Source organism: Actinomyces radicidentis, from assembly GCF_001553565.1.
Taxonomy (GTDB): domain Bacteria; phylum Actinomycetota; class Actinomycetes; order Actinomycetales; family Actinomycetaceae; genus Actinomyces; species Actinomyces radicidentis.
On sequence record NZ_CP014228.1, the window covers coordinates 847,003 to 859,568 of the forward strand.

At 72.6% G+C, this 12,566-nt stretch carries 9 protein-coding genes; 5 read left to right on the top strand and 4 right to left on the bottom strand.

Annotated features, from left to right (window positions below; translation table 11 throughout):
- Positions 1–59: 59 nt before the first annotated feature.
- Positions 60–1,787 (bottom strand): catalase, encoded by a 1,728-nt coding sequence (locus AXF14_RS03660; RefSeq protein WP_067940926.1) that lies wholly within the window; start codon positions 1,785–1,787, stop codon positions 60–62.
- Positions 1,784–3,331, bottom strand: coding sequence for a multidrug effflux MFS transporter (locus tag AXF14_RS03665; RefSeq protein ID WP_084355329.1), 1,548 nt, complete (start codon positions 3,329–3,331; stop codon positions 1,784–1,786). The genes AXF14_RS03660 and AXF14_RS03665 overlap by 4 nt, the downstream gene beginning before the upstream one ends.
- A 340-nt stretch (positions 3,332–3,671) precedes the next feature.
- Between AXF14_RS03665 and AXF14_RS03670 the strand changes: the two genes are divergently transcribed.
- The 5 genes from AXF14_RS03670 (at position 3,672) to AXF14_RS03690 (ending at position 9,485) form a co-directional block, all read left to right on the top strand.
- The gene (locus AXF14_RS03670) at positions 3,672–4,724 is read left to right on the top strand and encodes a phosphodiester glycosidase family protein (RefSeq protein WP_067940929.1); all 1,053 of its coding nucleotides are present in this window, start codon (positions 3,672–3,674) and stop codon (positions 4,722–4,724) included.
- Position 4,725: 1 nt separating this feature from the next.
- Positions 4,726–5,913, top strand: coding sequence for a bifunctional glycosyltransferase family 2/GtrA family protein (locus AXF14_RS03675; RefSeq protein WP_067940931.1), 1,188 nt, complete (start codon positions 4,726–4,728; stop codon positions 5,911–5,913).
- A gap of 84 nt (positions 5,914–5,997) precedes the next feature.
- Positions 5,998–6,639, top strand: coding sequence for a hypothetical protein (locus AXF14_RS03680; RefSeq protein ID WP_067940932.1), 642 nt, complete (start codon positions 5,998–6,000; stop codon positions 6,637–6,639).
- A gap of 100 nt (positions 6,640–6,739) precedes the next feature.
- Positions 6,740–8,560, top strand: coding sequence for an FUSC family protein (locus AXF14_RS03685; protein WP_067940934.1), 1,821 nt, complete (start codon positions 6,740–6,742; stop codon positions 8,558–8,560).
- A gap of 274 nt (positions 8,561–8,834) precedes the next feature.
- The gene (locus tag AXF14_RS03690; RefSeq protein ID WP_067940936.1) at positions 8,835–9,485 is read left to right on the top strand and encodes a malonic semialdehyde reductase; all 651 of its coding nucleotides are present in this window, start codon (positions 8,835–8,837) and stop codon (positions 9,483–9,485) included.
- 161 nt (positions 9,486–9,646) lie between these two features.
- Here AXF14_RS03690 and AXF14_RS03695 read toward each other — a convergent pair whose 3' ends face one another.
- Together AXF14_RS03695 and AXF14_RS03700 are read right to left on the bottom strand one after the other, a co-directional pair.
- Positions 9,647–10,396, bottom strand: coding sequence for an anaerobic ribonucleoside-triphosphate reductase activating protein (locus AXF14_RS03695; RefSeq protein WP_067940938.1), 750 nt, complete (start codon positions 10,394–10,396; stop codon positions 9,647–9,649).
- Between the two features lie 136 nt (positions 10,397–10,532).
- Positions 10,533–12,542: a ribonucleoside triphosphate reductase gene (locus AXF14_RS03700; RefSeq protein ID WP_236756188.1), complete on the bottom strand. Its 2,010-nt coding sequence runs from the start codon at positions 12,540–12,542 to the stop codon at positions 10,533–10,535.
- Positions 12,543–12,566: the final 24 nt, after the last annotated feature.

Below are 12,566 nucleotides of genomic sequence, written 5' to 3' on the forward strand. Positions count from 1 at the left end.
GACGGCGCCCACGCCCCGGACCATCCGGGACGCGGGCGCCGTCGTCTTCGGCCCGACCGTCAGAGCAGGTAGGGGTCGGCCATGGGGTCCGTGAGCGTCGTCGGGTCGGCGACGTTCGTGTCGCGGCCGGCGGGGCCGAGGTCCTTCGCGGACTCCGGGGAGGCGGGCTCCGTGACGGTGTTGAGCTCGGCGTTGGCGCGGTTGCGGGCGAGCCAGAGGTCGTAGGAGTCGGCGGTGGCGCCGTCGAGGTCGACGGTGGCGATGTCGATGCCGAGCGCCTTCGCGACCCCGCGGCCGTAGTCGGGGTCCGCGTGGTAGCAGTTGAAGATGTGGCGGTGCTTGATCTGGAGCGTCGCGTCACCCATGTTGCGGGCGGTGTTCTCGCACAGGACGAGCTGCTGCTCGGGCGTCATGGCGCGCCACAGCATGCCGGGCTGCGTGTAGTAGTCGTGGTCGTCCTCGCGGGCGTCCCACATGGCCACGTCACCGCCGGCCTGGACGGGCTCGGAGAGCTCGCGGGACTCGGTCCAGTTGCCGTAGGAGTTGGGCTCGTAGTGGAGCTCGGAGCCACGGTTGCCGTCCACGCGCATCTGCCCGTCTCGGTGGAAGGAGTGCGGGTTCTCCACGCCGCGGGGCCGGTTGACGGGGATCTGGTCGTTGTTGACGCCCAGGCGGTAGCGCTGCGCGTCGCCGTAGGCGAAGAGGCGGCCCTGGAGCATCTTGTCGGGCGAGTAGCCGATGCCGGGGACGATGTTCTGGGGCGTGAAGCCGACCTGCTCGACGTCCTGGAAGTAGTTGTCGGCGTTGCGGTTGAGCTCGAGGACGCCGACCTCGCGCAGCGGGTAGTCGGCCTTCGGCCACATCTTGGTGAGGTCGAAGGGGTTCCAGTCGAGGGCGTCGGCCTGCTCGGTGGTCATGGTCTGGACGTACATGGTCCAGCGCGGGTAGGCGCCCTTCTCGATGGACTCGTAGAGGTCGCGCTGGTTGGACTCGCGGTCCTGGCCGACGACGGTGGCCGCCTCCTGGTCGGTGAGGTTCGCGATGCCCTGCTGGCTGCGGAAGTGGAACTTGACCCAGGTGCGCACCCCCTCGGCGTTGATGAAGGAGTAGGCGTGGGAGGAGAAGCCGTGCATGTATCGGAAGGACAGCGGGATGCCGCGGTCGGACATGGTGATGGTGACCTGGAGCAGCGACTCGGGCAGCGAGGTCCAGAAGTCCCAGTTGGTGTTGGGGCTGCGCAGGTTGGTGCGGGGGTCGCGCTTGACGGCATGGTTGAGGTCGATGAACTTCTTGGGGTCGCGGAAGAAGAACACCGGGGTGTTGTTGCCGACGACGTCCCAGTTGCCCTCCTCGGTGTAGAAGCGCATGGCGAAGCCGCGGATGTCGCGCTCGGCGTCGGCGGCACCGCGCTCACCGGCGACGGTGGAGAAGCGCATGAACAGCTCGCAGGAGTTGCCCGCCTTGGACAGGATGGCGGCGCGGCTGAGGTCGGCGACGTCGTGGGTGACGGTGAAGGTGCCCCAGGCGCCGGAGCCCTTGGCGTGCATGCGGCGCTCGGGGATGACCTCGCGGTTGAAGCGGGCGTGCTTCTCGATGAGCCAGGCGTCCTGGAGGGCGACGGGGCCGCGCGGGCCGGCCGTCATGGAGTCCTGGTTGTTGACGACGGGCGATCCGTTCGCCATCGTCATGCGGCCCTCGCCGGCCACGTCGTTGCGGCTGGGAAGGTGCTCGCCGAGCCCGGTGCGGTCCATCGGGTCCATCGACGACTTCATGTCCTCATCGCTCATGCTGCGACCTCTCTCGACAGTGCGCGGACGGTCCTGCGCTGCACTGAAGCGTAGGTCCTCAGCAGCCTCATTGTCATCCGACGATGATGAGTTTCCAATGACCTATTGAGTCCACTTCTTGTCCTGGGCGGCTCGGACCGCGCCGCTCCGCCGGCGCTCACCGCGCCGCAGGGACCCAGGTCCCGGTGCCACCGCCCGGGGCGGAGGCGTGCGGACCCGTCGCCGGCGCCGCGCGGGGGGGCCGTCCAGCGCCCCGCCGTCGAGCGGTCAGGAGCCGAGCTGGTCGCGCCCAGACGACGACGCCGGGCGGCCTCGCGCTCGGCGCGCAGGCGCTCCTTCTCCCCCGGGCCGCGCAGGCCAGCGAGCGCCATGAGGTTGGCGATGACGACGAGCGCGATGAGCGTGACGCCGAAGGCGAGACCGGAGCTCTCCCCGGACAGGCCCACGAGCGGGCTCGCGAGACCGCCGACCGCGAACTGGATGAGGCCGAGCAGGGCCGACCCGGTCCCGGCCCAGCGCCCCGTGCGGTCCAGGGCGAGCGCCGGCAGGTTGCCGATGCTCATGCCCAGGCACGCGACGTGGAGGACGAGGAGGGCGATGACGGAGACCAGCAGCGCCGTCGAGCTCACGGGGTGGCGGAGCAGAGCGATCGCGACGACGCCGAGGACGCCGTCGACGACGAGTTGGCACAGCAGGCCGATCCGCACCCGCCGGGCGGGCGAGACGCGCCCCGCCTGCGATCCCGCGATCGCGACGACGACGGTGATGGTGAGGCCGCAGACCGCGAAGACCACGGTGTAGGCGGTCACGCTCATCCCGAGGACGTTCTTGAGGACGAAGGGCGCTGCGGACAGGTAGGCCATGAGGGTCGCGTAGAGCACCGCGTTGATGAGCACGAGGCGTACGAAGACGCGGTCGGCGCACAGGAAGCGGGTGCCGTCCGCCAGCACGCCGAAGCCGCCGGAGAAGCGCTTGTCCTCGGGGAGCGTCTCCGGCACCCAGGCGAGGACCATGAGGAGCAGGACGCCCGTGAATCCGGCGACGACGCCGAGGATGCCGCGCCAGCCGATGACGTCGACGAGGGCGCCGCCGAGGATCGGGGCCACGACCGGCGCGACGCCCTGGATGGACATGACGAGGCTGAGGGCCTGGGTGGCGGTGATGCCCCGCGAGCGGTCCGAGATGACGGCGCGGCCGAGCACCATGCCCGCGGCCCCGCCGAGCCCCTGCAGGAGGCGGGCGACGAGCAGCACGCCGATCCCGGGGGCCAGGGCGGTGGCGACCCCGGTGACGAAGGCGAGGGCGGTGCCCCACACGAGGAGGGGCCGCCGGCCGAAGCGGTCCGAGAGGACGCCGATGACGAGCTGGCCGACGGCGACGCCGACGAGGAAGGCGGTCATCGTCAGCTGGACCGAGGAGGCGGAGGCCCCCAGGTCCTGGGCCATCTGGGTGAAGGCCGGCAGGTAGGTGTCCGTCGCCAGGGGCGCGACGGCCGCGAGTGCCGCGAGGGAGACGAGGAGGGTGCCGGAGAAGGACTCCCGCAGGGTCGAGGAGCCGGCGGTCGGGGGGGTGGTGCCGCGGTGCGGCGGGGCGCCGAGAGCTCATGCCTCCGACGGTAGGGCGCGGGCGCGGGCGCGGAGCGCCGCACGGCCGTCCGGGGTGAGATCGGCCCCGCGGGGCCGCGACGCCGGTGAGGACCGTCACCGCACCCTCCCGCCCCCGGCCGCGACGGATCCACCAGGGCCGCCCCGGCCGTCCGAGCCGTGCGGCCCCGTCGGCCGGGGCGCCGTCCCCGAGAGGCCGCCGGCGCGCCTCCCCCGGTTCCACAGAGTCCTCACAAGGTCGCCTGACGGCCGCCACACGACGGAGCCCGAGCCTTGAGCCATGACACGCACGCACACCCCGGCCGGCTCCCCGGCCCCCGGCACGGACCCGACCGGGTCCGGCGCCGCCGGCACCGACCAGACCGCCACCGCCCAGGCCGAGGGGCCGCGCCGCCACACGCGCCGCAAGTTCCTCCTCGGGGGCTCCGGCGTCCTCGGCCTCACCGCCGCCGGCGGCTCCGCCTGGGCCCTCAACCGCTTCGTCATCGACCACGTCGAGGTCACCGACACCACCGCCTACGAGGCGGAGAACGCCGCCGTCGCGTCCATCGCCACGGCCAGCGCCGCCACCGACGTCCAGGTCGGCGACGACACCTACACCTCGTCGAACACCTCGATCACGATCGAGCAGGTCTCCACCGGCTCCGGCTCCGACACGGTCACCTACTACACGGCGGACATCAAGGTCACCGACGCCACCACCGTGCGTAGCGCCTTCGCGAACAACGAGTTCGGCGAGAACATCACCGCCAAGCCCTCCGTCATCGCCGAGGACAACGACGCCGTCCTCGCCATCAACGGCGACTACTACGGCTTCCGCACCGACGGCATCCTCATCCGCAACGGCACCGTCTACCGCGACGACGGCGCGCGCGACGGCATCGCCTTCTACACGGACGGCCACGTCGAGGTCTACGACGAGACCTCCACCGACGCCCAGACGCTCCTCGACGCCGGCGTGTGGAACACGGCCTCCTTCGGCCCGGCGCTCGTCAAGGACTCCGCCGTCCTGAACGGCATCGACGACGTCGAGGTCGACACGAACGTCGGCAACCACTCCATCCAGGGCGACCAGCCCCGCACCGCGCTCGGCTACATCGACACGGACCACTACGTCCTCGTCGTCGTCGACGGCCGCAACGACGGCTACTCCAAGGGCGTCACGATGACCGAGCTCGCCAACATCATGCTCGGCCTGGGCTGCCAGTGCGCCTACAACATCGACGGCGGCGGCTCGAGCGCCATGTACTTCAACGGCTCGATCATCAACCAGCCCTCCAACGGCGGGGAGCGCGCGACCTCCGACATCTTCTACATCAAGAACGGAGCCTGAGATGAGCCCCGCGACCCGCCAGTCCACCGGCTCCTCCCCGACGCGCCGCCGCGTCCTGGCCCCGGAGTCGGGGCCCCTCGTGACCGGCTCGACGCCGCGCCGCGCGGTCGGCCGCGCCACCGGGACCTTCAGCCCGGTCGCGGAGGGCACCGCCACGCAGGCCCGGCCGACCCGCCTCGTCGTCCTCGTGCCCGCCTACCAGCCCGACGAGCGCCTCGGCGGCCTCACCGAGGACCTCCTCGGAGCCCTGCCCGGCTCGCAGGTCCTCGTCGTCGACGACGGCTCCGGGACCGCCTACACGCGGGTCTTCGCCGACGCCGCGAACGCCGGCGCGCACGTCATCGGCTACCCGGTCAACGCCGGCAAGGGCGAGGCCCTGCGCACCGGCCTCGCCGCGGCCCGCGAGCGCTGGCCCGAGGCCGACGTCGTCTGCGCCGACGCCGACGGGCAGCACACGCCCCACGACGTCGCCGCCGTCGCCGCCCGCGTGAGGGAGACCGGCCGCATGACGCTCGGGGTCCGCGAGTTCACCGGACCCGTGCCGGCGCGCAGCCGGATCGGCAACGACCTCACGGCCCTGCTCTTCCGCGGCGCCACCGGCTGGCGGCTGCGCGACACCCAGACGGGTCTGCGCGGCTACCCGGCGGGCGGCTACGGCTGGATGTTGCGGGTACCGGGAGACCGCTACGAGTACGAGCTCTCGGCGCTGCTGCGGGCGAGCGAGCTGGGGATGGAGGTCGAGCAGGTCGGCATCGAGACGGTCTACGAGCCCGGCAACGGCTCCTCGCACTTCCGGCCGATCGTCGACTCCGCCCGGATCTACGCGCCGCTCCTGCGCTTCATGGGGGCGAGCCTGGCGAGCTTCGTCATCGACTGGGTGGGCGTCATGCTCATCCACGCCCTCACCGGGAACCTGCTGGCCGCCGTGGTCGGGGCGCGCCTCGTCTCCGGCACGGCGAGCTTCCTCATGAACCGGCGGGTCTTCCGGGCGGCGCCAGGGACGATGGGGCGCACGGCGGTCCGCTACGTCGCGCTGGCGATCGGGATCATGGCGGCGAGCTACGCGCTCCTCGCCCTGCTCACCGGCATCGGGATCCCGCTGGGGATCGCGAAGATCATCGGGGACGCAGCGCTCTACGTCGTGAGCTACTCGGTGCAGCGGCGGGTCGTCTTCCGCGAGAGGCGCTGAGCGGCGGAGCACGGCGCGACCAGGAGCAGCGGGGGCCGGTGGACGACGACGTCCACCGGCCCCCGCTCCGCGTAGCCTCACGTCGTGACCTCCTCCGACGCCCGCGCCACCAGCCCCGACGACTGGAGGACCGGCGTCGCCTGGGTGTGGCGCCTCGTCCTCGCCGTCGCGGCCGGGTGGGCCACATGGCTCCTCCTCGCCGGACGCCCCACCGCGGACCTGCTCGCCCAGCTGCGCTACTTCACCACCGAGTCGACGATCGCGGTCCTCCTCGTCAACGCGGGCGCCGTCGTGCGGCCGCTGCTCGTGCGCTCGGGCCCGTACCGCTTCGAGGGACGGCGCACCTGGTTCCGGGGTCTGGCCACCACGATGACGGTCTTCACCGGGATCATCTTCGCGACGCTCCTCGGCCACACCTACCCGGAGACCGCCGGGAGGATCGCCCACGCCTTCCTGCCCGCCGCCATGCTGGTCGACTGGCTGCTGGTCGGCCGCTCGCACCGGCGCCTCGCCTGGTGGGTGCCGCTCACCTGGGCGGCGGCCCTCATCCCCTACCTCTTCCTCTACGTGTGGGACGCCCGCGCCCTCGGCACCCCGATGTACCCCTTCCTCGACCCGGCGAGCCCCGACTGGTGGGGGACCGTCGCTGCGGTCGTCGTCGCCCTCCTCGTCCTCAGCTACCTGCTGCGGTGGCTGGCGCGGGCGACCGGGCGCCGTCGGGGCTGACCGCCCGCGGGCGCTGACGCCGGGCCGGCGGTAGGACCGGCGCACGTCCAGCCGGCACCGCGCCCAGGAGCGCGTCGGTGGCGGGACCTATCCTCAGAGCATGAGGTCGACGGCGCTGCGCACGAGCACACGAGGGGCGAGCCGCCTCGGCCGCAGCCTCATCACCCTCCAGCCCGCCCCCGGCCGCGCCCGCCGCGCCGTCGGCTGGGTCGCCGCCGTCGCCATCGGCCTCGTCCTCACCTCGATCATCCTCGGACCCTCCGAAGGTGCCCTCGGGCTGCTCGGCGCCATGGCCGCGAACGTCGGGCGCGAGTCGCCGGCGCCGAGACGCATCCGGCGCTGCCTCGTCGTCGGGGCGACGACGCTCCTGTGCCAGGCGATCGGCATGGCGATCGCGCCGTGGCCGTGGCTCATCCCGCCCGTCATGACGGCGATGACGCTCGTCGTCGTATGGGTCTGGCACGCGCTCATGACCGGCCCGCCCGGCCCCATCAACACGGTCTTCGCCGGCGCCTTCGGCACCTACATGGCCGCCCACAGCTACTCGATGGGCACGCTCCTGCCCGTCACCGCGATGGCCTGGGCGCTCGCCACCTGCGCGTCCCTCCTCATCCTCAGCCTCGACGCCCACGGGCCCGAGCGGCAGGCCGTCGAGGACGCCGAGGCCGCCGTCGACGCCTTCTGCGAGACGGACGCCCCCGACCCCGGCGACGCCGAGGCCGTCGAGCGGCTCAGCATCCTGCGGTCGCGCGCCTGGAACGCCGTCGACGGCGCCTGGCACGTCCTGCGCACCGGCCGCACCCCGGGCACCGTCCCGCGCAGCCGCGCGCTCCAGGGGCTCGAGCGGCGACTCCGCCGCGCGCACATGCGGCTCGTCGCGCGTCTCCAGGAGCAGGCCTTCCCGTCCGAGCCCGCCGACGTCGCCGACCACTCCGACCTCATCCCCATGGGGCAGCCCTCTGCCGGCTACCTGCTGCGCACCGCCCTCACGCGCGGCTCGCGGCCGACTCTCGTGGCGACGCGCGCGGCCCTCGCCGTGCTGCTGGCCTCGTCCCTGGCCTACCTGTCCCCCGTCGGGCACCCGTACTGGTCGATCCTCGCCTCCCTCATCGTCCTGCACATGGGGGCCTCGCGCGCCGACCTCACGATCCGCGCCGCGCACCGCGTCGTCGGCACCGCCGTCGGCGTCGCCCTGTACCTCGGGATCGTGTCCCTCGAACCGGGACCGTGGGTACGGCTCGGGATCGTGGTCCTCGCGATCTACGGGCTCGAGGCGTTCGTGACGCGGAACTACGCGATCGCCGTCGTCTTCGTGTCGGTCTTCGCTCTCATGCTCACGCCGACGACGTCGGTGGCGCAGATCGAGGTGCTCGCCCAGGACCGCGTCCTCGAGACCGTCATCGGCGTCGGCTCCGCCGTCCTCATCGTGTGGCTCGTGGGCCGGCGGGCGCCCGTGCTCCTCGTGCGCCAGCAGTACCGGCTCACGCTGCAGGCGCTCATCGAGGTGCTCGGCGACCTCGCCTCGGGACGCGTCGAGAAGCGGGTCGGGGGCCGCGCTCTCACCGGTGGCGAGCGGGCCCCGCGGCACGACGCCGTCCGCGACCACCGTCGGCACCTGCTCTTCGAGCTGGGGCGCGCCGGGGCGATCCTCGCCGCCCAGCTGCCCGACGCCCCCGCCGCGCTCGAGCCGTGGAACCGGCTCCAGCGGGCCGTGTCCTCCCTCGGCTACGACGTCGTCGCGGCGGCGTGGCGGCAGCCGGGCTCCGGGCGGGGCGCGGCTGCCGAGGCCTACGAGCAGCTCGCGATGCTCGTCGACGCCCTGCCGCCGATCTCCTCGCAGAACATCGACCCGGTGGACCTCGCGGCCCGGGTGCGGCTCATCAATCTCGCCTTCGTCGCCGACGCGGAGGCGGCGGGCTGAGGACCGAGTACTGAGGACTCGAAGGGTCCGGCGGGGGCCGCGGCGCGTGACCGAGGCGGATCCGCGCTCGCCCGGCCGGGGTTCGACGGGTGGGTGTCGGCGTGGTCGGCGAGGGGGCGGCGCGTCCCCGTTCGGCCCGGGCGCCGGCCGCCCGTTCGACAGCGCGCGGCCCCGCAGGAGGGCAGCCGCCTGCGGGGCGGAGCAGCGCCGCCCCGGCGAGGCTCACGGGACGAGGACCCTGGGTTCTCACGGATGAACGCGTGAGAATGGGCGTATGACAGACCGCGCCGACTCCGTCCTGCACCCCTCCGTCCCAGCCCCTGTCCCGGACGAGTGCCTCCTCACGGAGTCCGACGCGCAGCTGCTCTTCGGTGGGGCGCGCACGGTCTACGCCTTCACCGACGAGCCGGTCACGGACGAGGAGCTGCGGGCGATCCACGAGCTCGCGAAGTGGGCGCCGACGGCCGTCAACGCGCAGCCGCTGCGCGTGGTCGCCGTGCGCAGCGAGGAGGCGCGGGCCCGGCTGCTGCCCTGCCTGCCGCGCGGGAACCGCGAGCAGCCGGCCGGGGCGCCGCTCACCCTCGTGTGCGCGGCGGACCGCGGCTTCACGGAGACGCTCGAACGCGTCCACCCGCGCGGGGCCCGCCACCGGGCGCTGCTCGCCGAGGGTGGGCCGGGGATGACGGCGGCGTGGGCGCGGACGAGTGCAACGGTGCAGGTCGGCTTCCTCATCCAGGCGATCCGGGCGGTGGGCCTGGCGGCCGGCCCGATGAACGGGGACCGCGGCGAGGAGCTGGCGGCGGAGTTCTTCCCGGGCCAGGACGTCGAGGTGCTCGCGGTCATCAACGTGGGGCACCCGGGTGAGGACGCCTGCCAGGTCCGCAACGAGCGGCTCGCCTTCGACGAGGTCTACCGGGTCCTCTGAAGGATCTGTCCACCAGGGCGTCTCAGAAGGGTCGGGCACGGGCGCCGCGCCGGGGCGCAACGCCCTGACCTGCGGCGACGCGCGGAGCGCGCGCCAGCGGCCCGTCCTGAGGCGCCCTCGTGGACAGAACTCGGCCCCGGTCTGACGCTCTCAGCGCACCATCACGCGGGCCGGTAGGTGAACCGGTCCCAGCCGAGAGCCTCGATCTGCTCGGCCATGCGCTCGCACTCGGCGTCCCAGCCCGGCGCGACGACTGCGAAGCCGCCGTTGGTCCCCTCGGCTCGCGCCTGCTGGAGCGCGTAGACCCGGGCGCCCGCCTCGTGCACGCGCCGCGCCACCTCGACCGCGTCCCGCGCGGTGACGTCCCCGGGGATGACCGTGGTGCGCACCTCGAGGGCCACCCCGGAGGCCAGCGCGACCTCGAGGCTCTCCCGCGCGCGGGCCGCCGCTCCCCCGCGACCGACGACCTCCTCGTAGTGCTCGGGCAGCGCCTTCACGTCGAGCCCCACCCAGTCGACGAGCCCGGCCGCGAGCAGGTCGCGCAGCCGCCCCGGATAGGCGCCGGCCGTGTGCAGTCCGACGGCGAATCCCATCTCCTTGGCCTCCGCAGCAGCGTCCGCGAGCGCGTCCTGGCGCAGCGCCTCCCCGCCGGTGAGGACGATGCCGTCGAGCAGCCCGCGGCGGCGGCGCAGGAGGGAGCGCACCTCGTCCCAGGCGACCGACCCGGGTGTGCGCGTCGGGATGAGGTCCTGGTTGTGGCAGTAGAAGCAGTTCCAGGGGCAGCCCTGGAGGAAGACCGTCGCGGTGAGGTGGTCGGGCCAGTCGACGGTGGACATGGGTACGAGCCCGGCGATCTGCAGGGAGTCGGCGGGGCGGGCGCCCGTGGTGACGGCGGGGCTGGTGGCGGTCATGGGGCTCCTCTGGGAACTGCTGGTAGCGCGCGGCGGGCCGGCCGGCTCGGTGTCTCCGGACGGCGGCCGGCCGGCCGGAGGCGGAGGGCAGGCCGACGGCGGGACTCGCGCCCCGCCGTCGGCCCAGCCGCTCCGCTCAGGCCGTGACGGCGGTGAGCCGGGAGACGGCGTCGCCGTGCCCGCCCGCCGCGGACTCCGTGAACATCTGCCGCTCCATGTACTCGCCCTTCTTGCCGATGTTGAAGGACCTCACGGGCCGGAAGTAGCCCATGACGCGGGTCCAGACCTCGCACTCGACGGGCGCGGCGTCCGGGTGGAGCTCGGCGCACTTCTCGCAGGTCATGTGCTCGCCGGGCAGGTAGCCGTGGACGGGGCAGATGGAGAAGGTCGGCGTGATGGTGATGTACGGGGTCCGGAACGCGGTGAGCGAGCGCCGCACGAGCTGCTTGCAGGCCTCGGACGAGGAGATCCGCTCGTTCATGTACAGGTGGAGGACGGTGCCGCCGGTGTACTTGGTCTGGAGCTCCTCCTGCATCTCCTGAGCCTCGAAGGGGTCGTCGGTGAAGCCGACCGGGATCTGCGAGGAGTTCGTGTAGTACGGGTTGGCGTCCGTGCCGGCCTGGAGGATGCCCGGGAAGCGCTTGCGGTCCTCCTTGGCGAAGCGGTACGTCGTGCCCTCGGCGGGGGTGGCCTCGAGGTTGTAGAGGTGCCCGGTGGCCTCCTGGAAGGCGACCATCTGCTCGCGCACGTGGTCGAGGATCCGCACGCACATGGCGTGGCCGCGCGGGTCGGTGAGGTCGTAGCCGCCGTCGGCGTCGAGGCGCGTGAAGTTGCGGACCATCTCGTTCATGCCGTTGACGCCGAGCGTCGAGAAGTGGTTGTCGAGGGTGCCGAGCCAGCGCTGAGTGAAGGGGAAGAGGCCTGCGTCGATGTGGTGCTGGATGACCTCGCGCTTGAGCTCGAGGGTGTCGCGGCCGAGTCCGAGCAGGCGGTCGAGCGCGGCGATGAGCCCGGCCTCGTCGCCGGCGTGGAGGTAGCCCAGGCGCGCCATGTTGACGGTGACGACGCCGACGGACCCGGTCTGCTCGGCGGAGCCGAAGAGCCCGTTGCCGCGCTTGAGGAGCTCGCGCAGGTCGAGCTGGAGACGGCAGCACATCGAGCGGATCATGCCGGGGTCGAGCTCGGAGTTGATGAAGTTCTGGAAGTAGGGCAGGCCGTACTTCGCGGTCATGGCGAAGAGGCGGTCGGCGTTCTCGGACTCCCAGTCGAAGTCCTTGGTGATGTTGTAGGTGGGGATGGGGAAGGTGAAGACGCGGCCGTCGGCGTCGCCGGTGGTCATGACCTCCATGAAGGCCCGGTTGATCATGGCCATCTCGTCGGCGAGGTCGCCGTAGGTGAAGTCGCAGAGCTCGTCGGCGATGAGGGGGTGCTCGTCGGCGAGATCGGCGGGGCAGGTCCAGTCGAAGGTGAGGTTGGTGAAGGGCGTCTGGGTGCCCCACCGGCTGGGGACGTTGAGGTTGAAGATGAGCTCCTGCATGCACTGGAGGACGTCCTCGTACTCCATGCGGTCGAGGCGGACGAAGGGCGCCATGTAGGTGTCGAAGGAGCTGAAGGCCTGGGCGCCGGCCCACTCGTTCTGGAGGGTGCCGAGGAAGTTGACGATCTGGCCGACGGCGCTGGAGAAGTGGCGCGGCGGGCGGCAGGCGATCTTGCCGGGGATGCCGTTGAAGCCCTGCTGGAGGAGGGACTTGAGGGACCAGCCGGCGCAGTAGCCGGAGAACATGTCGAGGTCGTGGATGTGGAGGTCGCCGGCGCGGTGGGCGTCGCCGGCCTCCTGGGAGTAGATCTGGGAGAGCCAGTAGTTGGCGATGACCTTGCCGGAGGTGTTGAGGATCATCCCGCCGAGCGAGTAGCCCTGGTTGGCGTTGGCGTTGACGCGCCAGTCGGAGCGGTCGAGGTACTCGGTGATGGTGGCGACGGCGTCGACCTGCGGGCGCGAGCCGTGGGCCACGGCGGAGTCGGCGGAGCCTCGGGCGACGAGGGCGGGCTCGGCGGTGGGGACGCCGACGGCGGGGGCGGCATCGGCGCGAGAGGCGGCGGGGCTGGTGGCGGGGGTCTGACGGGTTTCGGACACGGGGTTCTCCATCGATGACGTGGTGGGCATGGTCAG